Here is a 23,007-nt window from a genome sequence, read left to right as displayed (position 1 = left end):
GCTATCGATTGCCCTCCGGACACGTGATCGGGCGTCCCGACAGTCGGAGGGGGCGGCGGCCGAAACTCGCGCTGGCGAGGTTCGCTCCGTCCCTTCCGACCCCTAGGTGCATATTAGCCACAGGTAATGTTAATCAGCTATCCGGTCTTGCAATCGTCGGCATAGGTGTCCCTTAATGGGTCACCGTGTCTGGCACCGTCATTGCACTGTCGGCAATGCCGGCGACATCTCTCACCCAGCAATCGGGGGGCAGATGGGGGGCCCCGCCGCTTCGCAAATGGAGCGGCGGGCTATCGACAACGGGGGGCGGCAATCATGTATTTTCCGCAATTTTTGGTGGGGATGTTCACCACGTCGGCCGTAGTGGCGATCTGGGCCGAAATGGAAACCGGATCTGTCGGCAAAGCGCTCGTTTGGACCGTCCTCACGCTGATGATGCTGCAGGTTGGATATTTCCTGCTGGCATTTGGGCTTTTCTATAAGCGCTCGACGGAAAGCACCGATACAGAACCGGACACTGCTCATCAGCCCGTCCGTCGAGACGGTAGCGTCTCATCGGGCCGATGATGACCGACAAGCCGGGCCGCAACCTACTGTGAGCATGACGCCGCCTACGGGCGAAGTGATGGAGTGGCCAGCGCCCCGTCAAGCCAAAGCTATTTGGCCGTCATCTGCTTGCGCCATCCCAAGGTCTGTCGAACGATCCCGACCATACACCGCGCTTGGTTGCCGCGCATTTGCACGACGAAGTGAAGCTTCCGTACCAAGAGCAGTCCTAAAGGCTTGCGGTGCTGGTGAAACTTGAGGCTCGGTCGCGGCTTTCCCGCTTTTTCCTGTCAGTCCGCCGCGCAAACTTGGTCTCCGGGTCGAAAAACGCTCCTGGCCGTGCCCCGGCAGGTTTCCGAATGGCAGCCCTGGACACGCAAACGGCAAATAACTTGAAAACATTGGGAGACTGTTTGGTGGAGCCAATCGGAATCGAACCGACGACCTCTTGAATGCCATTCAAGCGCTCTCCCAACTGAGCTATGGCCCCACTCCCGGCAGTCAGCCGGCGCCGTTTCCGGCGAAGAGATCAGCGCGGGTTGGAACACCGCGCCGTTAGTGCAGGCGGCTTCTAACCCCGCCTTTCTCAGATATCAAGCCTTGATGAGCGGCTTTTTGTTCACAGGCCGAGAAAGCCTGCAAACGCTTACGTTTCAGGCCTATCAGACCTCGTCGTCGTCGTCGCCGACGCCGATCATGTCGGCAACGTCGTCGTCTTCTTCCTCTTCGTCGGCAAGGAAAGTGTCATCCTCATCGTCGCCGAGGTCGACGTCCTCGTCATCGCCGAGATCGGGCAGGTCGTCGCCCTTGACGTCGTCGTCGGCCTCTTCGAGCGAGACGACTTCAACGCCCTCTTCGTCCTCGGCGTCCACTTCCTTCTCGGCCACTTCCTCTTCCTCCTCGAGGGCGGCGATCTTGCCTTCCTCGAAATAGGAACGCGGATAGGTCTTGCCGGTGTAGGGCGAGACAATCGGGTCCTTGTTCAGGTCGTAGAATTTTCGACCCGTCTCGGGGTCGATACGCTTTGTGCCAAGTTCGGTTTTTGCCACGGCAAGCCTCGTCAATAAAAGAGTGGTCCCCTTAACCACTGTTTGCGGCGCTGTCAAAGCCAAAAGCCGGCGTCACAAAACCAAGTCCTGAAAGGCCTCGCGGCAAGTGACGACCATGGGGATGACCATTTCGCCTCGCCGTGATACGAGACCGCCGCAACAAATGAAAAGCGCCGGCCCGCCGGCATTCCGTCCAGGGAAATTCCATGTCTCACGCCGCCGCTGCCAAGCCGGCCACCGCCCGCAAATCTCAAGCCCTTTCCGGCACCGCGCGCGTGCCGGGCGACAAGTCGATCTCGCACCGCTCCTTCATGTTCGGCGGCCTCGCCTCCGGCGAAACCCGCATCACCGGCCTGCTCGAGGGCGAGGACGTGATGCGCACAGGCGCGGCCATGAAGGCGATGGGCGCGCATATCGAAAAGCGCGGCGCCGAATGGGTGATCCGCGGCACCGGCAACGGCGCGCTGCTGCAGCCGGAAGGCCCGCTCGACTTCGGCAATGCCGGCACCGGCTCGCGGCTCACCATGGGTCTCGTCGGCACCTATGACATGGAAACCACCTTCATCGGCGACGCCTCGCTGTCGGGCCGGCCGATGGGCCGCGTGCTGGAACCGCTGCGCCAGATGGGCGTGCAGGTGCTGAAGGCGACGCCCGGCGACCGCATGCCGATCACGCTGCATGGCCCCAAGCACGCCGCCCCGATCACCTACCGGGTGCCGATGGCCTCTGCGCAGGTGAAGTCGGCGGTATTGCTCGCCGGCCTCAACACGCCTGGCATCACCACCGTCATCGAACCGGTGATGACGCGTGACCACACCGAAAAGATGCTCAAAGGCTTCGGCGCCAATCTGTCGGTCGAGACCGACGAGCGCGGCGTGCGCCATATCTTCATCGAGGGCCAGGGCAAGCTGACCGGCCAGACGATCGCCGTGCCCGGCGACCCGTCCTCTGCCGGCTTCCCGCTGGTCGCCGCGCTGATCGTGCCGGGCTCGGACATCGTGATCGAAAACGTGCTGATGAACCCGACCCGCACCGGTCTGCTGCTGACGCTGCAGGAAATGGGCGGCCAGATCGACATCTTGAACCCACGCAATGCCGGCGGCGAGGACGTCGCCGATCTGCGCGTGCGTTATTCCGAACTCAAGGGCGTCACCGTGCCGCCGGAGCGGGCACCGTCGATGATCGACGAGTACCCGGTGCTGGCTGTCGCCGCCAGCTTCGCCGAGGGCGAGACGCTGATGCAGGGGCTGGAAGAATTGCGCGTGAAGGAATCCGACCGGCTGTCGGCCGTCGCCAACGGGCTGAAGCTCAACGGCGTCGACTGCAACGAGGGCGAGGCGTCGCTTGCCGTGCGCGGCAGGCCGGGCGGCAAGGGCCTCGGCGGCCATCCCAACGGCCTGGATACGACGGTGCAGACACATCTCGACCACCGCATCGCCATGAGCTTTCTGGTCATGGGGCTGGCGACGGAAAAGCCTGTCACCATCGACGACCAGGCGATGATCGCGACGAGCTTTCCGGAGTTCATGGGACTGATGACGGGGCTCGGGGCGGAGATCGGGTGACGGTCATGGCAACCAACAGCCGCGGCACTTTGGCAGGCGGCGAAGGATCTCGGCGCCCAACCCTTTCGTTGGCCAGCCAATGACTCACGTCTTCACCATTGCCATAGACGGCCCTGCCGGTGCAGGCAAAGGCACACTCGCCCGGCGTCTCGCCGACCACTACCGGCTGAACCTGCTCGACACCGGCCTCACCTATCGGGCGGTCGCCTATGCATTGCTTCAGCATGCGCTGCCGCTCGACAATGTCTCGGCGGCCGAGACCGCGGCGCGCCAGGTCGATATGGCAAAGCTCGACCGGGCGGTGCTGTCGGCGCATGCCATCGGCGAGGCCGCCTCGAAAGTTGCGGTGTATCCGACGGTGCGGCGCATTCTCGTGGAAAAGCAGCGCGCCTTCGCCAGGACGCCGCCGGGCGCGGTGCTGGACGGGCGCGACATCGGCACGGTCGTGTGCCCTGATGCCGACATCAAACTCTATGTGACGGCGAGCGCGGAGGTACGCGCCAAGCGCCGGCTGGCAGAGATCGAAAGCATCGGCGGCACCGCCAATTTCGCCGAAATCCTCGCCGATATCATGCGCCGCGACGAGCGCGACATGGGCCGTGCCGACTCGCCCTTGAAGCCGGCCGCCGACGCGCACTTGCTAGATACCAGCGAAATGGCTATAGAAGCCGCGTTTCTCGCGGCCATGGCGATCGTTGACGACGTGCTGGCCAGGAGAAACAACGCCTGATCCGGGTTTTCTCCCGCGTTTCCGTTGCCGGAAGCGCAGAAAATACCCATATCGGGCACGAACCAGCCTGCCAGCATTCTTCATGCGCCGGAATTGCCGCTTAAAATGCGGCCCAGGGCTTTTTTAAGTCCGGAACGCCGGCAGGCCAACGCAACGCTAACCCACGGCGCCCGTCCCGCTCAGAGATGCGGGGCACTCCAGGAGAAACAATGTCAGCTGCAAATCCCACTCGCGACGATTTCGCGAGCCTGCTCGAAGAATCATTCACTACCGGCCATTCCGGCGAAGGTCAGGTCGTCAAGGGCACGATCACCGCGATCGAAAAGGACATGGCCATCATCGACGTCGGCCTCAAGGTCGAAGGCCGCGTGCCGCTGAAGGAATTCGGCGTCAAGGGCAAGGACACCACCCTCAAGGTCGGTGACACCGTCGAAGTCTATGTCGAGCGCATCGAGAACGCGCTTGGCGAAGCGATGCTTTCCCGCGAGAAGGCCCGCCGCGAAGAGAGCTGGGTCCGTCTCGAAGAGAAGTTCACCAAGGGTGAGCGCGTCGAAGGCGTCATCTTCAACCAGGTCAAGGGCGGCTTCACCGTCGACCTCGACGGCGCCGTGGCCTTCCTGCCGCGCAGCCAGGTCGATATCCGCCCGATCCGCGACGTCTCCCCGCTGATGCACAACCCGCAGCCCTTCGAGATCCTCAAGATGGATCGCCGCCGCGGCAACATCGTGGTGTCGCGCCGCACCGTGCTCGAGGAGAGCCGCGCCGAACAGCGTTCGGAAATCGTGCAGAACCTCGAAGAAGGCCAGGTTGTCGAAGGCGTCGTCAAGAACATCACCGACTACGGTGCGTTCGTCGACCTCGGCGGCATCGACGGCCTGCTGCATGTCACCGACATGGCCTGGCGCCGCGTCAATCATCCGACCGAAATCCTCAACATCGGTCAGACGGTCAAGGTGCAGATCATCCGCATCAACCAGGAAACCCACCGTATCTCGCTCGGCATGAAGCAGCTCGAGAGCGATCCGTGGTCCGAGATCGGCACCAAGTTCCCGATCGGCAAGAAGATCAAGGGCACCGTCACCAACATCACCGACTACGGCGCGTTCGTCGAGCTGGAGCCGGGCATCGAAGGCCTCATCCACGTTTCGGAAATGTCGTGGACCAAGAAGAACGTGCATCCCGGCAAGATCCTGTCGACGACCCAGGAAGTCGACGTGGTGGTGCTCGAGGTCGATCCGGCCAAGCGCCGCATCTCGCTCGGCCTCAAGCAGACGCTCGAGAATCCGTGGGAAGCCTTCGCGCGCAACCATCCGGTCGGCAGCCAGGTCGAGGGCGAGGTCAAGAACAAGACCGAGTTCGGCCTGTTCATCGGCCTGGAAGGCGACGTGGACGGCATGGTGCACCTCTCCGACCTCGACTGGACCCGTCCGGGCGAGCAGGTCATCGAAGAGTACAATCGCGGCGACATGGTCAAGGCGCAGGTGCTCGACGTCGACATCGAGAAGGAGCGCATCTCGCTCGGCATCAAGCAGCTGGCCCGCGACACGGTCGGCGAAGCGGCGACCTCGGGCGAACTGCGCAAGAACGCCGTGGTCACCTGTGAAGTCATCGGCGTCAAGGATGGCGGTCTGGAAGTGCGGCTGGTCGACAGCGGCATCGAGACCTTCATCAAGCGCTCCGATCTGAGCCGTGACCGCGACGAGCAGCGCCCAGAGCGCTTCACCGTCGGCCAGAAGGTCGATGCCCGCGTCATCGCCTTCGACAAGAAGACCCGCAAGCTGCAGGTCTCGATCAAGGCGCTGGAAATCGCCGAAGAGAAGGAGGCGGTCGCCCAGTACGGCTCGACCGACTCCGGCGCTTCGCTGGGCGATATCCTGGGTGCCGCGCTGAAGAAGCAGGGCAACTAAGGCGTCAGCCATCGACAGCACGCCTCGCGTGCGGCCTTACAAAAAAGACCCGCCGGAGCGATCCGGCGGGTCTTTTTCTTTACGAGAACATAAACTTCATCGCGTATTTGCCGGTGGTCCAACGGAATACTTCCATGAGCACTGGCGCCAATCGTGCCGCTGCGCAGCCTTCGGGGTTGCTGCGCCTTTACACCAGCTCGCCTGTCCTGTTCTGCTTTTGCGCGATGGCGATCCTGACGACCGCTCTGTGGTCTCTGGGCTTCCAGCTCAACAATGACGCGGACGATCTCCTCAAGCTGCACGAAATCCGTACTTTGCTTGAAACGGGCAATATCTTCGACCGCACGCTGCCCGGCATCGTCCAGCCAGAGCCCTATGTCTCACACTGGCCGTGGATCGTGGACTTGCCCTACGCCGCCTTCGCGCGCCTGTTGGCGCCGTTTGCCGGCTTCGAGCCGGCTCTGACACTGGCAAGCTTTGCCGTCCCGCTGCTGCTGTTGGCGCCCGCGCTCTATTTCTACAATCGGCTGGTGACAGCCATCGGCTTTGCCTACCCGGCCGTTGCATTGCCGTTGGCTTTGATCTTTGCCGCGCGCAGCTTTTTCGAATTCGCCCCGGGACGGATCGACTATCACAATCTGCAAATCCTGCTTCTGCTGGCGGCGCTGGTTTTGATGATGTCGCAGAACCGCCTTTCGGCCTTCGTCAACGGGCTGCTGACGGCCCTGGCAATCGCCGTCAGCGCCGAATTCGCGCCGTTCTACGCCCTGGTGATGGCGGTCTATGCCTTCGACTGGATCTTCGAGCGCGAGGGCGGCCAAAACAGGATCATCGGTTTCGGGCTGGCCTTGACCGCCGGTGCAATCGGCCTGTTCGCGGCGATCGTGCCGCCTTCTGCCTATGCCGCGGTCAGATGCGACACCTATTCGACGCCGCATGTCACGGCATTGGCCGCGGCCGGGCTCTCGTTCGCCATCGTGCCCTTGCTTGCCGGCCTGCGTGGAGGGTGGCCGATGCGAACAGCAATCCTACTGGTGTTCGCGGCGGCCAACGCGGCGGTGCTGGTGAGGTTGTTCCCGCAATGCCTGGCCAGCCCCTATGCCTCGATCGACGCCTATGTCCGCGACAACATGATCAACAGAATTCTCCAGGAATTGAGCCTGTTTCGGCGCCCTGATGTCGTCCTTTCGACGGGTTTTCTCAGCATGGCGCTGCTGTTTATCGGCGCGCTCGCGCCAGCCGTGATCTGCGCCAGGCAGGAAGGTCGAAGCCGGCCTGTCGTCATATTGGCGCTGTTCTCGCTGCTCTCGCTGGCGCTTGCGATCGGTTACATCCGCTACTACCGCTACCTGCCGATCTTCTCCGGCATCGGCCTCATCTTCGCCCTGGCGAGCCTCCTGCCGAGTGCGGGGCTGGGTCGCTATTTGAAATCTCCGGCGCCGGCGGCATCGCACAGATACGCATTGATCCTGCCCGGTCTGGTTTTGTCCGGAGCAATGGCGCTGTACCACCTGTCGGTAAAACCGGCGCAAGCGGCGGTTCCCGCCGCCGAACTCGCCGACGGCTGCTATTACAGCCCTTTTGAACCGGAACAGGGTTGGCCCTCTGGCGCCGTCGTTCTTTCTCCCCCGCTGATCGGCTCACGTTTCGTCGCCCTCGCCGAAGGTCCGAAGGTGGTGACGATCCCCAACCATCCATCGGCCAAGGGCATCGAGCGCAGCTATCGTTTCCTCGATCCGGCGACCGCCGACCCCCGCGCGATACTCGATGCGTCCAAGGCAACGCATGTCGCGATTTGCGCCTGGCGAGGCCCGCCATTGCCGGGACTGGAAGCCGCCTATCCATTCGCGGCGGGCCTGATTGAAGGCCGGCCGCCGGCATGGTTGCGGGAGTGCCCCACGAAAGCTTCATCGCCGCTGCGCATCTACAGCTATCGCAATGCCGATGGATCGGATGCCGCGTGCCCGACTTCGACGCTCGCCGCTCAGGCCCGGCCGTAGAGCGGCACCAGCGTTCCGCTCATCGCCTGGTTGGCCGGCGAGGCGAGATAGGCGATGGCTTCGGCCGCCGCTTCCAGGCTGACCCATTTGCTGAAATCGGCATCCGGCATGTCGGCGCGGTTTGCCGGCGTGTCGAGCGTCGACGGGGCCACGGCATTGACCAGGATGCCCTTGGCCTTGAGTTCTTCGGCCATCGCCACCGTCATGGCCGCGACCGCCGCCTTGCTGGCGGTGTAGGCGACCATGCCGGCGCCGCGCCTGGCGTCGAGCCCGGCGCGCGCGGTGACATTGACGATGCGGCCTGATGTGCCCGACGCCAGCATCGAGCGGATCGCCGCGCGGCTGCACAGGAAGGTGGTGCGGGCGTTGGTGTCCATCATCTCGGCAAAGGATGCCGATTCGATCTTTTCCACCGGGGCCATGGTGAAGCCGCCGGCGAGATGGATCGATCCCCACAAGGCAGGAACCTGGGCATAGAAGGCTTCGACCTTGGCGGAGTCCGACAGGTCGACATTGTGCGCCAGCTTGACGTTGTCGTGGGCGGTGAAAGGAAATTGCTGGGGTGCCGCGGCGTGTGCGTTCGGCACGTGGCAGATGGCGCCCTGTTCCAGCAGCCGGCCAACCACCGCACCGCCGAGAGCGCCGGTCCCACCGGTCACAACGATATGCCTGCCTTGAAGTGTTTCCGTCATCCTGGACCGCTCCTGTCGTGTTTTTATAATTGTGTCGCTTGTTGTGCCGCCCCGACGCGAAGCGTCGCGCCTTTCGGGCGATCACTCAATTGATATCTCGACATGGCAGCCGTCGCGTCTTTGCATGCGTCACAACGCATATTCTGGCAATAGCGTCAGCCATGCGGCCGTTGCGGTACAACAGGCGAGCCGACGAATGGTCCGATGCAGACGAGAGATCAACGCTGGGCTGAAGCCTTCAATCGACGGTGATTTCGATGACGCAAGGCAATCCGGTTGCCCGGGCGCGCTTCAGGGCCTGCGGCAAGGCGCCGATATCGGCGAGCCGTTCTGCTGATATGCCATAGGCTTCGGCCAGCTTGCAGAAATCCGGCGGCGCCGGCGAGACCCCGACGGGCTCGACGCCGACATCGAGCATCGAGGTCTCGATCTCGCGATAGCCCCTGTTGTTCCAGACCACGAAGATGACCGGCGCCTTTGCATCGAGCGCCGCGCCAAGTTCGGGTAAGGTGAACTGGAAGCCGCCATCGCCGGTCAGGCAGACAACCGGCGCATCGGGCACGGCAAGTGCGGCGCCGATTGCCGCCGGCGGGCCGTAACCAAGCGCGCCGAAGCCGGTGGCGGCGTTGAACCAGCCGCCTGGCCGGTCGTGATCGTAGTAGAGGTTGGCGGCGTAGACCGGCTGCGTCGAATCGCCGACGACGATGGCGCCCGGCAAGGCGTCGCGGATCATCTCCACGGCATGCACCTGCGCCAGATAGGCCGGGCTCAGCTCGGCGGATGCCGCCTTGCGTGCGGCGGCGGCGCGCGCCTCGCCGCCGGACGCGGCAGGATGAGTTGGGCCGATCGCGGCGAGCAAGGCTTCAATCGCCTCGGCGCAGTCGGCCTGGATGCCGACCGTCACCGGGCGGCGTGCGAGCTGGTCGGCGCCGATGTCGATGCGAATCAGGTTGGATGGCAGCACAAAGCCGCCGTCGCCATAGCCGTCATAGTCGGTCGGGCCGAATTCGGTGCCGGCGGCAATCACCAGATCGGCCTCGGCCATCAGCGCCCGAACCGCCCTCAGGCTTGGGCTTGCCGGCACGCAGAGCGGGTGGCGGTGCAGCAGGCCGCGCGCATTGGTGGTCTCGACGACCGGCGCGCCCAGTGTCTCGGCCAGGCGCCGCAGCGCCATCTCGGCCCGCTTGGCGCCGCCTCCGGCCAGGATCAGCGGGCGGCGCGCGGCGGCGATGAGTTTGGCAGCACTGGCAATGGCCGCGCCATCCGGCGCCGGCGGCGCCGCGTTGCTCAACAATGCCGCGATGCCGTCGCCCGGTTCGACCATGACATCGGTCGGGATCTCGATGTGCACCGGACCTGGCCGCGAGGATGAAAACAGCGCGAAGGCCTGTGCCAGCGCGTCAGGCAATTCGCTTGCCTCGGTGACGCGCCGCGACAACAGCGCCACCTTTTCCATCATGCCGCGCTGGTCCGGGAGCTCATGCAGGAAGCCCAGCCCCTTGCCCAACGTCGGCATTGCGTTGACGCCTGATATGACCAACATCGGCACCGAATCGGCGCGCGCCTGGCCCATGGCGGTGATGGTGTTGGTCAGCCCCGGTCCGGTGATGACGAAGGCGACCCCTGGCCTGCCGCTGGCTCGGGCATAGCCGTCGGCCATGAAGCCGGCGCCCTGTTCATGGCGCGGCGTGACATGGCGGATCTTCGAGCGCGCCAGGCCACGGTAGAGCTCGACCGTGTGGACGCCGGGAATGCCGAAGACGGTATCGACGCCGTGCGCTTCGAGCAGCGTGATCAGGGCTTCGCCGAGTGTTGTCATTGATTGTCTTCCCTTAGAGCCGATCACTGTTCGGAAACAGTGATCGGCTCGGTCCTTTGTTTTCAACGCAATTCCGGACGGAAAACCGCATCTCACTTTTCCTGGAATTGCTTTAGCGGCGCGAGGCCCAGTTCGGCCTCGACAGTCTTGATGCCGATCGCCGCCAATTCGCCGGGCGAGAACATCTCGCCGGCCAGGCAGCCTTCTATCCAGAGCCCGTCAATGATTGCATTGATCGCGATGGCATGGTGGCGCAACTGGCTTGCGTCCGGCTCGCGCCGTTCGGCGGCGAGCACCTCGGCCACAACGGCTTCCACCTCGTTGCGAAAGCCAAGGTAGCCTTCGCGGTGGGCGCGAGCCAGGCTTGGATCCGCACCGGCACGGCCGATGAAGGTTGCCCAGAGCGAAAACACTCGCGCGTCGATGATCGGCACGTTGAGGTTGGCGGTAACGAAAGCCGCAAGGCGCTGGCGCGGCGAGGCATCTTCCATGGCCAACGCCGCTTTCGCCTGCTCGGTCATGCGGCCCATGAGGGCAGCATAGGCTTCCTGCAGCAATTCTTCCTTGCCGGGGAAATAGTGCCGGATCAGCCCGGCGGTGACGCCGGCGCGCAATGCGATGGTGCGCAAGGTGGCGCCCTGCAGACCACGTTCCGCCACGCTGTCCAGAGTTGCCTCGATCAAATCCTGCCGCCGCCGCTCCTCGCCCTCGCGACGGAACCTGCGGCGGGATGGCGCATTCATTGGCGCAGAATCGGCCGCGTCAGGCATGTCGGCCCGCCTTCACAGGCGATGCAGAGCGCATCGGCCTCGAAGATTTCGACCGTGCAGCCGGCGGCTTCCATCGCGGCCTTGGTCTTTGGAAAGCCTGCGACGGCAATGACCTGGAGCGGATTGGTCGGCAGCACGTTCAGGCTGAGGCCGTTGGAAGCCGCGAACTCTTCGGCATCGCCTTCGACCAGACGGATGCCGCGCGCCTTCAGCATCTGATAGAACGGGGCCGGCAAAAGCGGTGAATAGACCAAAGCAAGGTCATCGGCCAGCGGGCTGATCACCGACATCAGATGCAGGCAGGCCTCTTCGCCTTGCCACAACGGAAGGTCAAAGCCGTAGACCGATACGCCCAGCGGCGTCAGCAGGTTGGAGATCTGCTGGATGCCTTCCTGGTTGGAACGGACACCGCGCCCGATCACTAGCGTGCGCGCATCCAGCCAGACACAGTCACCGCCTTCGACCTGGCCTGGGGCCTCGACGCGGCCGAGGATCGGAATGCCCAGTCTCCTGTAGGTCTCCTCATGCAGCGAAGGCTCCCGGGCGCGCAACGGCTTGCCCATGGACAGAATCAGTGCGCCGCGGTTGGTCATCAGCGATGGGTCGTGCGTGAACACCGAGTCCGAAAGTCCGTCGGCCTTGTCCTCGATCCATTCGATTTCGGCGCCGGAGGCCGCCACCAGTTCAGCAAGGGCCGCGTGCTGCGATGCCGCTTTCGCTGGATTGAATCCCGGGCCATAGTGCCAGGCGGCTCTGTCGGCGTCGCGCATCGCGTTGGCCGCCGACCGCATCAGCACGCGTCGCAGCGGCGCTGCCATGGATTGTGATCCGAAAGCGCTCATCGAAGCCCTTTTTTTGCTGAAAAAAAACGAGAAAATTTCATGGAGGGCTATTTATACACTTGCGCAACAAGCTCGCAAGTGCCGTAATGGGCGGGATTGACGGGCTCGCGCCGTTGGGTCCATGCTGAAATCTGGAGCGGGGCAGTACAGCGTATATGTTGATTGGCCGGATAGACGTTCGACGAACTGCCGCCGACGATGCAGAGGCCAGCCGGTGAGCGCGGTGGAAGCTGCCGCAGTCTCATCCGGCAAGGCGCAGAGTGGCGCTGCCGAAGCAATCCATGTCGAAAACCTGCACAAGAAATTCGGCCAGCTGCATGTACTGAAGGGCGTGTCGCTGTCGGCGCGCGATGGCGAGGTGATCGCCATCATCGGCGGCTCGGGCTCGGGCAAATCGACGCTGCTGCGCTGCATCAACTGCCTGGAAAATCCGACCAGCGGCATCATCCGTGTCAATGGCGAGGAGATCAAGCTCAAGGCGGACAGCCATGGCCACACCGTTCCGGCCGACCGCAGGCAGATCGAGCGCATCCGCTCCAAGCTCGGCATGGTGTTCCAGAACTTCAACCTGTGGAGCCACATGACGCTGATCGAAAACGTCATCGAGGTTCCCGTGCATGTGCTCGGCGTCAAGCGCGACGAGGCGATCGCCCAGGCCGAAAAACTGCTGGCGCGCGTCGGGCTTGCCGAAAAGCGCGACGTCTATCCGGCCTATCTTTCAGGCGGCCAGCAGCAGCGCGCCGCAATTGCCCGCGCGCTCGCCATCAATCCGCGCGTCATGCTGTTCGACGAGCCGACCTCGGCGCTCGACCCCGAACTGGTCGGCGAGGTGCTGAAGGTTATCGGCGATCTGGCGCGCGAAGGCCGCACCATGGTGCTGGTCACCCATGAGATGAAGTTCGCCCGCGAGGTCGCGACCCATGTCGTCTATCTCTACAACGGGCTCGTCGAGGAAGAAGGGCCGCCGGAGCAGATCTTCGGCGCGCCGAAATCCGAAAGGCTCAAGCAGTTCATCCGCAACATCGGCTAGGACAGGCCGAGACGGAAGAAAACCGGGAACCAACAACAAACTGGGAGTTTGAAATGAAGACTGTTCTGAAGACATTCGCCGCGGCACTGCTGCTCGGCGTCGCTGCCATGGGCGTGGCCAAGGCCGATCCGGTCAAGATCGGCGTCGCCGCCGAGCCCTATCCGCCCTTCACCTCGCCGGATGCCTCGGGCAAATGGGTCGGCTGGGAGATCGACTTCATCGACGCCGTGTGCGCCGAGGAGAAACTCGACTGCGTCATCACGCCTGTCGCCTGGGACGGCATCATCCCGGCGCTGACCACCAAGAAGATCGACCTCATCGTCTCGTCGATGTCGATCACCGACGAGCGCAAGAAGACGATCGACTTCTCGGACAAGTACTACAACACGCCGACGGCGATCATCGGACCGAAGGACCAGAAGTTCGGCGCCACGCCTGACGACCTGAAGGGCAAGGTGGTCGGCGTCCAGGTGTCGACCGTGCACGCCGTCTACGCCAAGAAGCACTTCGGCTCCACGGCTTCCGAAATCAAGGAATACCAGACCCAGGACGAAGCCAACCAGGATCTCGCCGCCGGCCGCCTTGACGCAGTGCAGGCCGATTCCATCGCGCTTGGCGAATTCCTCAAGTCCGACCAGGGCAAGGCCTGCTGCGACCTGAAGGGCATGGTGGCTCCGGACGACGAGGTGCTCGGACCGGGCGTCGGCGCCGGCGTGCGCAAGGAAGACACCGACCTGAAGGAAAAGATCAACGCCGGCATCAAGGCGATCCGCTCCAACGGCAAGTATGACGAGATCTCGAAGAAATACTTCGATTTCGACATTTACGGCGGCTCGACGCAGTCGAACTGACGCCCCTCCGCATGAGCCGGAGGGCATGACGCCAAAGTCGTGCCCTCCGGCCTATCCTTCCCACGCATGCCTGCCGCCGGCCGCTGGCGTCGGCAGAGAGAGCCAGCAATCCGGGGGCAAAGCTGATCGACGCGCTTCTTCCGGCCTCGGCGGCCGGTATCATCGAACTCCTCTCGCCCGCGCCCGTCGGCTGGGGCGGCACACTTATGCTCGGGTTGTTGCATTCGCTCGAGATTGCCGTCGGCGCCACGATCGTCGGCCTGCTCATCGGGATCTGCGGCGCCTATGGCAAGCTCTATGGCGGGCCTGTGGTGCGCGACCTGCTCGCGGTCTACACCACCGTGGTGCGCGCCGTGCCGGAACTGGTGCTGATCCTGCTGCTCTACTATGCCGGCACCGACCTGATCAACCAGGTGCTGACCGCGATCGGTTACCAGCGTGTCGATATTAGCGGGCTGGTGGCCGGCATAGCCGTGCTCGGCTTCTGCCAGGGCGCCTATTCGACGGAGGTCATGCGCGGCGCGATCCTGGCCATCCCGCAGGGCCAGATCGAAGCCGCCCGCGCCTTCGGCATGTCTCCCGGCCTTCTCTTGCGGCGCATCACGTTGCCGGCGATGCTGCCCTTTGCCATTCCGGGTCTCGCCAATCTGTGGCTGATCGCGACGAAGGACACCGCGCTGCTGGCCGTCGTCGGCTTCTTCGAGCTGACGCTGGCGACTCGGCAGGCAGCAGGCGTCACCAAGGCCTATCTGATATTCTATCTCGCCGCCGGCGTTCTCTATCTGGCGGTGACGCTGTTTTCGAACTTCCTGCTTGGCCGCGCCGAGAAATGGGCGCGGCGGGGCATGCCTTCGGTCAAGGAGGCACGCTGATGGCGGGCGAAGCGGCCATCATCAACACGGCGGCGCGCGCCTCGCTCTGGCTGCAGCCGCACCGCATCGTCCTCATCCTGATCGCGCTGGGGCTGGTGCTGTCGGCCGCCTTTTTCATGCGCTGGGACTGGCTGCCGCAATATTGGGAAATGGGCCTGATGGGCATCTGGCGGGCCCTGTGGATCCTGGCCGTCACCTGCGCGCTCGGCTTCCTGATCGCCGTGCCGGTCGGGCTGGCGCAGGCCGCCGGTTCGATCTGGGTCGCGGCGCCGGCGAAAGTCTTCTGCACCATCATCCGCGGCACGCCGCTGCTTCTGCAACTGTGGCTGCTCTATTACGGGCTGGGCTCGCTGTTCCCGCAATATCCATGGATCCGCGACTCCTGGATGTGGCCCTATCTGAGGCAGGCATGGCCGTACGGCGTTCTGGCTCTCACCCTGTCCTTCGCCGGTTACGAGGGCGAAGTGATGCGCGGCGCCTTTGCCGGCGTGCCCAAGGGACAGTTGGAAGCCGCCCGCGCCTTCGGCATGAGCCGCTGGAAGATCCTCCGGCGCATCTGGCTGCCGCAGGCCTTCTACCGGGCGCTGCCGACGTTGACCGGCGAGACCGTGCTGCAGTTGAAGTCGACGCCGCTGGTGGCGACGATCAGCGTGATCGATATCTTCGCCGTCGCCGGTAAGGTGCGGCAGGACACCTACCTCACCTACGAGCCCTTGCTGCTGCTGGCGTTGATCTATATGGCGATCACCGGCATTCTGGTCCTGGCTCTCAGCCGGATCGAGGCGCGGATTCCGGTCAAGGTCGGCTAGAGGCGCACCGATCGCGCAGACGGCAACGATGGAGATATCCGCCGCTTTTCTTGCAGGTGCGGACGATTTTCAACACAAACGCCGGCTCATCTGCTGCTAGGCACAGACCAGACAACGCAACCAGATTCCCGCAACCCCAGGACAGCCATAATGCAACTCAGTCTCGACCAGGCAAGAGGACTGTGCCGGATGGCGGCACTCGGCGCCGGCGCCAATGAGGAAGCGGCGCAGTCGCTCACCGCCTCGATCATCGCCGCCGAGGCGGAAGGGCTTTCGACCGTCGGCCTGTCGCATTTCATCGACTATCTCGAAGCGCTGGAAGCCGGGCGCATCGACGGCAATGCCGATCCGGTGATCACAAGGCCGGCGCTGGCCGTCTATCTCTGCGATGCACGGGGCGGGCTGGCGCATACCGGCTTCGACCGGACGATCGACGATCTTGCCAAGGCGGCAAAATTGTTCGGCGTCGCCATCTTCTCGCAGAAGAACGCCTATACGTGCGGCGCGCTCGGCTATTTCACCGGCAGGCTGGCGGCACAGGGGCTGGTGTCCTTCGCCGCGACCAACGGCCCGGCGGTGCTTGCCGGCTCGGGCTCGGTCAAGCCGGTCTATTGCACCAATCCGATGTCGTTTGCCGCGCCCGCCGCCGACGGCGCGCCTCTGGTCATCGACCAGTCATCGAGCGCCACTGCCTTCGTCAACATCCGCAAGGCGGCCGAAGACGGCAAGAAAATCCCGGAAGGCTGGGCGCTGGACGCCAGCGGCAATCCGACCACCGACCCGGCGGCGGCCATGAAGGGCGCCATGCTTGCCTTTGGCGGCCAGCGCGGCGCCAACATCGCGCTGATGGTCGAAGTGTTGGCTGCGGGCATTTCCGGGGCCAACTGGTCGCTCGATGCGCCCTGGTTCACCGGCGGGCCCGACAGCCCCGGCACCGGCCTGTTCGTGCTGGCTATCGAACCCAAGCTGCTCGATCCGGATTTCGAACAGCGCATGAAGGACCAGCTCGACCGCCTGCGCCGCCGCTTCGGCGTGCATGTGCCGGGCCGCGCCCGGGCGGAAGCCGCCGAGAAGGCGCAGGCGCGCGGCATCACCGCGCCCAAGGCGGTGGTGCAGCGCATTTCCGAATTCGCCGAGCGCTATTCGGCCTGAATTGCGGCGGACGAACGCCGGCCGGTGCCGGGCCTTAGACAGTGCCTTTCACCGGGGATATTCGAGCTGCATGGCGACGAAGTCGGCCGTGCGTGCACCGTGGCGCGCCGAGATGTCGTGCAGCGCCTGGTCAAGCGCCCTCGCCGGCCGCGGATCGGCCATTGCCGGAACCAACCGGTCGACCGGCCAGCCGGTCGCGATCTGGTCAGGCAAGATACGCAAGCCGTCGCGGCTGACGATCGCGCCGTCCTTGCCGGCGAATGTGACCGCGTCGGAGCGAAAGGTTCGCGACCAGGCATCGGCGACCAGCGCCAGCGACACCTCATCCACGCCTGATGTCAGCGGGATGCCGAGTTGCTCATGATCCAGGACGGCAAGCGCGTTGCCGATCGCCGTCAGCGCGAAGGGGCGGGTGAACTTGAAGACGCCGCTGTCGTGCCGCGCATCCCAGTGCGCCAGGCCCAGATCACGGCCGACGGCTTCGGCCTTGTCCCGGCCGGCGATGGCCTCGATCAGGGTCAGCATCATCGGCATCGATGCGGTGATCCCCGTTGTCGTCGCGACACCCTGATCGACGACGAAGCGCCGGTCGGCGACATAGTGAATCGCAGGATGTTTCTCGCGGAGCTCGCCGACGGAATACCAATGGGTCGTCGCCCGCTTGCCGTCGAGCAACCCGCTGGCGCCGACCACCTTGGCGCCGGCGCAGATGCCGATCACCATGGCGCCCTTGGCCGCCTGGCTCCTGATCCATTTCAGCACCTCGGCGTCGTCGTCGCGCATCATGGCCGGGACGATGACGTAGTCGGCGCCGTCCGGATGCTCGGCGTCGAATGCCGCCGTCGTCGCATCGGGCTCGATCTGCAAGGCTGGGTGGAATCTCATCGGTCCGGGCTGCGTCGCCAGCGCCACGACATCGGCGACATCGGCGCGCCGCAGGATGCCGTAGGGCATGAGATAGTCGGTGGTTTCGGTGCCGTCGTTGATGCCTACGATGGCGATCAGGGGACGCTGGCGCTTCGGCGGCTTCAATGCCGCAAGCGTCGCGGCGGCCTCCTTGGCATCGATTGCCGGCTGAACGGCAGCCTGGGACGCCGCCGGCAGCGACAGCAGCCATGCGGCACCCAATGCGAGGAGGGCCACCACGACGCCGAGACCACTCCCCAACACGATACGCAAACTCATGGTCCAGTCCTTCCGATCGAAACACTTGACCATCACCCTAACTGCGGTAGGACTTGTCCGAAATGACATATATCGCGCAAAAACTGCCATGATCCGCAAGGTTGGCATCATCATTCACCCCGGCTTCCAATTGCTGGATGCGGCCGGCCCGGCGGCGGCCTTTGAGCTGGCGGAAGAGTTTTGTGTCGGCAGCTATACGCTCGATATACTGGCGCCCGGCGGCGGGGAGATCGAAAGCTCATTCGGCATGCGGCTCACGGCCCGACCTTTGTCGATGGAAGAGCCGCTCGACACCGCCATCATCTCCGGTGGCGAAATCATTCGCTCCATGGCTGCCGCACAGGAGATCGTCACCTGGCTCCGGGGCACGGGTGTGAGGCGAACGGCGAGCGTGTGCACAGGCGCCTATCTGCTGGCCGAAGCTGGACTTCTCGACGGCAGGCGCGCCACCACCCACTGGTGGAGCACGCACGACTTCGCACGCCGCTATCCCGCGGTGAAACTCGATGCGGAGCGGATCTTCGTCAGGGATGGCAGCGTGTGGACCTCAGCCGGCATTTCGGCCGGCATCGACCTGGCCTTGGCGCTCATCGAGGATGATCTTGGCCCGGCCATGGCGCGACGCGTTGCGCAGCAGCTTGTAGTGCATCAACGCCGCCCCGGCGGCCAGTCGCAATTCTCCGCCCTTGTCGAACTCGGCGGACGAACGGGCCGCTTTATCGAGCTGATCGGGTGGATGCGCACCGCGCTCGCCCAACCGCTGACCGTGGAGTGCCTTGCCGATCGTGCCGCCATGAGCCCGCGGCATTTTGCGCGCGCCTTCAAGGCGGAAACCGGCACCACTCCGGCCAAGGCCGTGGAACGAATTCGCCTGGAGAGCGCGCGGATCGCTGTTGAAACAGGCCCCATGTCGCTCGATCGCATCGCAGAAGAGAGCGGCTTCGGCGATGCCGGGCGAATGCGCCGCGCTTTCCTCAGAAGCTTTGGCCAGCCACCGCAGGCGCTCAGGCGGGCAGCGGCGGTTTCCCGCAATGGCGGCCGGTGACGTCCTTCGACGCATTCATGTCGCCCCGGCGGTACGATTTTTATCCGCCTTATGAACCTTCCTGCGTGTCGCGGCGACCAATGACTGTCCGGGTTGGGTTTGCCCGGTCGGTGTCTTTTGTCGAATGCGTCCAGGGCTGGGGCGGGCGTCTTACGCCATGCTGATACCGTCTCAGGTCAGGCCGCCTCGTTGGACCCTGGTTTCGACGCGAGTTCACCCGGAAAACCCCGCCTCGGCGGGGTTTTCTGCGTTTCGTCCCACGCGTCCGATAAACATGATCGTAAAAGTTAACTTTAGTTAACTTGACTTGATGGGATCCATCGGGCGTCTGCAGAGGTGTTCACACAGACAGGAGCTACGATGTCCGCAACCACCGACGCTTCCCGCGGCAGACTGATCATTCCGGCGCTCGGCCGCCTGTATTCGTCGCTGCATGACGCTGGCGAAACCGCGCTGCGCGCCGTCGCCGGTGCGTTCCTCGCCATCCACGGCTCGCAAAAGATCACCAATCCTTTCGGCGCCGCCGAGATGGTCGAAGGCCTCGGCTTCTATCCCGGCGCCTTCTGGTCGCTGCTTCTGGCCTGCACCGAATTCTTCGGCGGCATTTTCATCGCCATCGGGTTCTTGACGCGTCCTGCCGCTTTTGCCGGCCTGTTCGTACTGCTGGTCACAGTCTGGTTCCACTGGGTGACCATGGGCCAGGGTTTTTCGGGTGCTGAAAAGTCGCTTTTGTGGGCCGCGATCCTGCTCTTCTTCGTCATTCGCGGCGGCAACCGTCACTCGGTCGACGCCCGCATCGGCAAGGTGTTCTAACAAGCTTTCAAGAGGGGTGACGTGACGACGCGTCACCCTTTGCCTTTGGCGCAAAACCGACTATGAAACGGCTTCAGCCAAGCCATCTGGAAAGTGCGCCGGAGCCAGCCATGACCGAAATCCTGCAGACCCCAAAGCTCGTCGTCGTCTTTGGCGGGTCTGGCTTTGTCGGCCGCCATGTGGTGCGCGCGCTGGCCAAGCGCGGCTACCGCATCCGGGTTGCTTGCCGGCGGCCCGACCTTGCCGGCCATCTGCAGCCGCTCGGCAATGTCGGCCAGATCCAGCCGGTGCAGGCCAATGTGCGCGTGCGCTGGTCGGTCGACCGCGCCGTGCAGGGCGCCGACCATGTCGTCAACCTCGTCGCCATCCTGCATGAGACCGGCCGGCAGAAATTCTCCGCCGTGCACGAATTCGGCTCCCGCGCCATCGCCGAGGCGGCGCGCTCGGTCGGTGCCGGGCTGACCCATATTTCAGCGCTTGGCGCAGACGCGGACTCCGAATCGGATTACGCGCGCACCAAAGCGCTTGGCGAGAAGGCCGTGCTCGAGACGATCAACGACGCCGTGATCTTCCGGCCGTCGATCAATTTCGGACCGGAAGACAGCTTCTTCAACCGTTTCGCCAACATGGCGCGCTATTCGCCGGTGCTGCCGCTGATCGGCGGCGGCAGGACCAAGTTCCAGCCGGTCTATGTCGGCGACGTCGCCGAAGCGGTGGCGCGCTCGGTCGACGGCAAGATCAATCGCGGCCAGATCTACGAGCTTGGCGGCCCCAATGTGCTCACCTTCAAGGAGTGCATGGAAGAGCTGCTCGCCGTGATCGAGCGCAAGCGCTTGCTAGTTCCCGTGCCGTGGTGGGTGGCCAACATCCAGGCCTCGATCCTCGGCCTGTTGCCCAATCCGCTGCTAACCAAGGACCAAGTGATGCAGCTGCGCGAGCACAACATCGTCTCGGAAGCCGCCGCCAAGGCCAACCGGACGCTCGCCGGGCTCGGCATCCAGCCGCAATCGATCGCGACGATCCTGCCGAGCTACCTCTGGCGCTTCCGCGCCGCCGGCCAGTTCCAGCAGCGCAAGCCCGCGGCTTGATTCACCGCAACCGCCTGAAAGCCACGCCTAGCGCGGCGTGACCTGCATGGGCAGCCCGCCTTGCGGTTGGGTCGTTAGCTTCTGCACCGGCCAAGGCTTGGTCTCGGGCGTCGTGTCGAAGCGGAAGCGCGACAAAAGGATGGCGAGGGCGATGATCGCTTCCTGCATGGCGAAACTGGCGCCGATGCAGACGCGCGGCCCCGCACCGAACGGCAGATACTGGAAGCGATCGATCTTCTCACGGTTGCCTGGGTGGAAGCGCTCGGGCAGGAAGGCGTCGGGTCTGTCCCACAGCTTCCTGTGGCGGTGGACGACCCAGGGCATGACCAGCACGGCCGCGTGCTTGGGGATATAAAGATCCTTCCACATCTCCGGCTCGATCGGCTCGCGGTTGATCGAGGGCGCCGGCGGATAGAGCCGGAGCGCCTCGTCGAAGGCGGCGCGGGTCAACGGCATGGCGTCGAGCCACTTCGTCGGATCGGATTCGCGCGCCAGCACCTCATCGATCTCCTGCTCGACCCGATTGCGCTCCCATGGCGATTCGGCGAGGCAGTAAAGCGTCCAGCCCAGCGCCCGCGCGGTGGTCTCATGGCCGGCGCCGATGAAGGTGATGATGTTGTCCTCGACTTCCGAGCGCGTCAGCCCGTCGGGACCTTCGGCCTTCAGCAGCAGCGTCAGGAAATCCTGCGGCACCGCATCGGGATCGCGCTTGAATTTCTCTTCGCGCATCTTGACCGTATCGGTCACGATCTTGCGGAAATAGGCCATGGTCTTGCGGCCGCGGATGCGGGTGAGCCGCGGCAGCCAGTCGGGCGCGCGCAACAGATCGAGCGGATCGACGCGGCCCATGGTCTCGAACAGGCGGTCGATCTCGTTGGCGAAACTGCCCGGCTCGCCCGCGATCTGGCCGGAAAACAGCGTCTCGGCGAGGATATCATAGGTGAGCAATGTCATGTCGTGGGCGATGTCGGATGTGCCGCCCGCTTCGTACCGGGTGACGAACTCCTTGGTGCGTTTCAGCATCGGCTGGGCAAAGCCGAAGATATGGCGCGGCGTGAACACCGGCGCCATCGCCTTTCGCGAGCGCTTCCACACCTCGCCCTCGGCGGTCAGCAGGCCATCGCGCAGGATAGGCCGCAGGATCTTCTGGCGCACCGTCGCCATCTTGTAGTTCTTGGCGTTGTCGACCAGCACATGTCGGATGAGGCCGGGATCGTTGGCGACGATCAGATGGCCACCAACGCCATTCGCGGAAATCCACGGCTCGTTATAGGTATGCTCTCCCCACAATTCGAGCGGATTGCGATAGACAATGCGGATCATCTCCAGCGTCGAAGGCGGCGTTGTGCGCGGCTTCGGCGCGGGGGGAACAAAGGGGGCGGGCTGAATGTCCATGAAGTGCTCCGCTGCTCGCATCAATGTAGTGGCTGGCGATCCCCGCGTCCATGTGACCGGACGGCAGGCAATTCGCCACGCGAAGCAGACGCTCCATTCATCCGATCGTGACCGCCTGCTCCGGCATCTCGCCTTGTCCGCCGGGACGCTCTGCCGTACTGACAGTCACCAACAGATACCGCTTGAGAAAGGAGCCCCGCCTTGAAGCACCAGTTGAGCATTATCATCGGCAGCACGCGGCCCGGCCGCGCCGGCCCGGTTTTTGCCGAATGGCTGGACACATTCGCGCGCCAGCACGGGAAATTCGAGCCGGTGCTAACCGACATCGCCGCGTTCCACCTGCCGGTGCTGGACGAGCCGCACCATCCAAGGCTTGGCAATTATCAGAACGACCACACCAAGGCCTGGTCGAAGGCGATCGACGCCGCGGACGCCTTCGTGTTCGTGGCGCCGGAGTATAATTATTTCGCAGCGCCAGCGATCGTCAACGCGATCGACTACCTGCTGCGCGAATGGAAGTACAAGCCGGCCGCCATTTTCAGCTATGGCGGCGTATCCGGCGGCCTGCGCGCGGCGCAGGCGCTGAAGCCGCTTTTGACGTCGGTGGGGATCATGCCGATCCCGGAAGGCGTCGCGCTGCCGATGTATCAGAAGCTGCTCGACGAGAACGGCGCCTTCAGCGCCAGCGAACAGGTGACCGGCGGGGCCAGGACCATGCTGGACGAGCTGTTGCGCTGGAGCGAAGCGCTGAAGCCGCTGCGCGCTGCCTGAACGGGCCGGTGTTGGCCAAACGCGCCGGCTTGCCCGCGCCGGAAAGAGGTGGAATGGTCGGCAGGTGACGGAGCCC

The 23,007-nt window shown here is 64.2% G+C and carries 21 protein-coding genes and 1 tRNA gene; 14 read left to right on the top strand and 8 right to left on the bottom strand.

All coding sequences use genetic code 11. The features are described 5' to 3' along the window. The first annotated feature begins 315 nt into the window (after window positions 1-315). Window positions 316-567, top strand: coding sequence for an exopolysaccharide production repressor protein (locus tag ACLGL5_RS09155; RefSeq protein WP_027047672.1), 252 nt, complete (start codon window positions 316-318; stop codon window positions 565-567). A 393-nt stretch (window positions 568-960) separates the two neighbouring features. On the opposite strand, the gene ACLGL5_RS09150 is transcribed toward ACLGL5_RS09155, so the two are convergent. Together ACLGL5_RS09150 and ACLGL5_RS09145 are read right to left on the bottom strand one after the other, a co-directional pair. Next, window positions 961-1,036, bottom strand: a tRNA-Ala gene (locus tag ACLGL5_RS09150). A gap of 172 nt (window positions 1,037-1,208) precedes the next feature. Further along, entirely contained in the window at window positions 1,209-1,595 is a 387-nt protein-coding gene (locus ACLGL5_RS09145; protein WP_027047671.1) for a TIGR02300 family protein, read from the bottom strand. A 206-nt stretch (window positions 1,596-1,801) separates the two neighbouring features. Between ACLGL5_RS09145 and aroA the strand changes: the two genes are divergently transcribed. From aroA to ACLGL5_RS09125, 4 genes are all read left to right on the top strand, one after another. Continuing rightward, window positions 1,802-3,160 carry a 3-phosphoshikimate 1-carboxyvinyltransferase gene (aroA, locus tag ACLGL5_RS09140; RefSeq protein ID WP_069090822.1) on the top strand — a complete coding sequence of 453 codons (1,359 nt, stop codon included), beginning with the start codon at window positions 1,802-1,804 and terminating at the stop codon, window positions 3,158-3,160. Window positions 3,161-3,239: 79 nt separating this feature from the next. Next, on the top strand, window positions 3,240-3,890 hold the full coding sequence (cmk, locus tag ACLGL5_RS09135) for a (d)CMP kinase (protein ID WP_019862791.1): 651 nt from the start codon (window positions 3,240-3,242) through the stop codon (window positions 3,888-3,890). Window positions 3,891-4,099: 209 nt separating this feature from the next. Beyond that, window positions 4,100-5,797 carry a 30S ribosomal protein S1 gene (gene rpsA, locus ACLGL5_RS09130; RefSeq protein ID WP_010913037.1) on the top strand — a complete coding sequence of 566 codons (1,698 nt, stop codon included), beginning with the start codon at window positions 4,100-4,102 and terminating at the stop codon, window positions 5,795-5,797. A 134-nt stretch (window positions 5,798-5,931) separates the two neighbouring features. Beyond that, on the top strand, window positions 5,932-7,797 hold the full coding sequence (locus tag ACLGL5_RS09125) for a hypothetical protein (protein WP_069090821.1): 1,866 nt from the start codon (window positions 5,932-5,934) through the stop codon (window positions 7,795-7,797). Here ACLGL5_RS09125 and ACLGL5_RS09120 read toward each other — a convergent pair. The 4 genes from ACLGL5_RS09120 to ACLGL5_RS09105 all read right to left on the bottom strand — a co-directional run bounded on the left by ACLGL5_RS09120 (window position 7,782) and on the right by ACLGL5_RS09105 (window position 11,920). Beyond that, complete coding sequence (locus ACLGL5_RS09120; RefSeq protein ID WP_069090820.1) at window positions 7,782-8,489, bottom strand: SDR family NAD(P)-dependent oxidoreductase; 708 nt, start codon at window positions 8,487-8,489, stop codon at window positions 7,782-7,784. The two genes, ACLGL5_RS09125 and ACLGL5_RS09120, sit on opposite strands and share 16 nt — an antisense overlap. Before the next feature lie 238 nt (window positions 8,490-8,727). After that, window positions 8,728-10,308, bottom strand: coding sequence for a 5-guanidino-2-oxopentanoate decarboxylase (locus ACLGL5_RS09115; protein WP_069090819.1), 1,581 nt, complete (start codon window positions 10,306-10,308; stop codon window positions 8,728-8,730). Window positions 10,309-10,400: 92 nt separating this feature from the next. After that, complete coding sequence (locus tag ACLGL5_RS09110; protein WP_064984407.1) at window positions 10,401-11,051, bottom strand: TetR family transcriptional regulator C-terminal domain-containing protein; 651 nt, start codon at window positions 11,049-11,051, stop codon at window positions 10,401-10,403. Beyond that, window positions 11,048-11,920: a dimethylarginine dimethylaminohydrolase family protein gene (locus tag ACLGL5_RS09105; RefSeq protein ID WP_019862785.1), complete on the bottom strand. Its 873-nt coding sequence runs from the start codon at window positions 11,918-11,920 to the stop codon at window positions 11,048-11,050. Before ACLGL5_RS09105 ends, ACLGL5_RS09110 begins: the two co-directional genes overlap by 4 nt. A gap of 214 nt (window positions 11,921-12,134) precedes the next feature. Here ACLGL5_RS09105 and ACLGL5_RS09100 point away from each other — a divergent pair, with 214 nt between their 5' ends. The 5 genes from ACLGL5_RS09100 to ACLGL5_RS09080 all read left to right on the top strand — a co-directional run bounded on the left by ACLGL5_RS09100 (window position 12,135) and on the right by ACLGL5_RS09080 (window position 16,634). Beyond that, window positions 12,135-12,950, top strand: coding sequence for an ABC transporter ATP-binding protein (locus tag ACLGL5_RS09100; protein ID WP_019862784.1), 816 nt, complete (start codon window positions 12,135-12,137; stop codon window positions 12,948-12,950). Between the two features lie 53 nt (window positions 12,951-13,003). After that, window positions 13,004-13,801, top strand: coding sequence for a transporter substrate-binding domain-containing protein (locus ACLGL5_RS09095; protein WP_010913030.1), 798 nt, complete (start codon window positions 13,004-13,006; stop codon window positions 13,799-13,801). A gap of 206 nt (window positions 13,802-14,007) precedes the next feature. Beyond that, window positions 14,008-14,673, top strand: coding sequence for an ABC transporter permease (locus tag ACLGL5_RS09090; protein WP_019862781.1), 666 nt, complete (start codon window positions 14,008-14,010; stop codon window positions 14,671-14,673). Next, on the top strand, window positions 14,673-15,482 hold the full coding sequence (locus tag ACLGL5_RS09085; protein ID WP_064984701.1) for an ABC transporter permease: 810 nt from the start codon (window positions 14,673-14,675) through the stop codon (window positions 15,480-15,482). Before ACLGL5_RS09090 ends, ACLGL5_RS09085 begins: the two co-directional genes overlap by 1 nt. A 150-nt stretch (window positions 15,483-15,632) precedes the next feature. Beyond that, complete coding sequence (locus ACLGL5_RS09080; protein WP_019862779.1) at window positions 15,633-16,634, top strand: Ldh family oxidoreductase; 1,002 nt, start codon at window positions 15,633-15,635, stop codon at window positions 16,632-16,634. A 48-nt stretch (window positions 16,635-16,682) separates the two neighbouring features. Here the strand turns inward: ACLGL5_RS09080 and ACLGL5_RS09075 are convergent, their stop codons facing one another. After that, complete coding sequence (locus ACLGL5_RS09075) at window positions 16,683-17,819, bottom strand: DJ-1/PfpI family protein (protein ID WP_069093252.1); 1,137 nt, start codon at window positions 17,817-17,819, stop codon at window positions 16,683-16,685. An 88-nt stretch (window positions 17,820-17,907) separates the two neighbouring features. Here ACLGL5_RS09075 and ACLGL5_RS09070 point away from each other — a divergent pair, with 88 nt between their 5' ends. The 3 genes from ACLGL5_RS09070 to ACLGL5_RS09060 all read left to right on the top strand — a co-directional run bounded on the left by ACLGL5_RS09070 (window position 17,908) and on the right by ACLGL5_RS09060 (window position 20,765). Next, the gene (locus ACLGL5_RS09070; RefSeq protein WP_069090818.1) at window positions 17,908-18,864 is read left to right on the top strand and encodes a GlxA family transcriptional regulator; all 957 of its coding nucleotides are present in this window, start codon (window positions 17,908-17,910) and stop codon (window positions 18,862-18,864) included. Between the two features lie 360 nt (window positions 18,865-19,224). Continuing rightward, window positions 19,225-19,677, top strand: coding sequence for a DoxX family protein (locus tag ACLGL5_RS09065; protein ID WP_069090817.1), 453 nt, complete (start codon window positions 19,225-19,227; stop codon window positions 19,675-19,677). 110 nt (window positions 19,678-19,787) lie between these two features. Next, a complete protein-coding gene (locus tag ACLGL5_RS09060) occupies window positions 19,788-20,765 on the top strand; it encodes a complex I NDUFA9 subunit family protein (RefSeq protein WP_069093251.1) in 978 nt (325 codons plus the stop codon). 27 nt (window positions 20,766-20,792) lie between these two features. Here the strand turns inward: ACLGL5_RS09060 and ACLGL5_RS09055 are convergent, their stop codons facing one another. After that, complete coding sequence (locus tag ACLGL5_RS09055; protein WP_069090816.1) at window positions 20,793-22,160, bottom strand: cytochrome P450; 1,368 nt, start codon at window positions 22,158-22,160, stop codon at window positions 20,793-20,795. 201 nt (window positions 22,161-22,361) lie between these two features. Between ACLGL5_RS09055 and ACLGL5_RS09050 the strand changes: the two genes are divergently transcribed. Then, window positions 22,362-22,931 carry an NADPH-dependent FMN reductase gene (locus ACLGL5_RS09050; RefSeq protein ID WP_038651623.1) on the top strand — a complete coding sequence of 190 codons (570 nt, stop codon included), beginning with the start codon at window positions 22,362-22,364 and terminating at the stop codon, window positions 22,929-22,931. Window positions 22,932-23,007: the final 76 nt, after the last annotated feature.

This window comes from Mesorhizobium sp. U510 (assembly GCF_059180695.1).
Note: the sequence above shows the minus strand (reverse complement) of the source record. Positions and strands in the feature narration are given on the sequence as shown.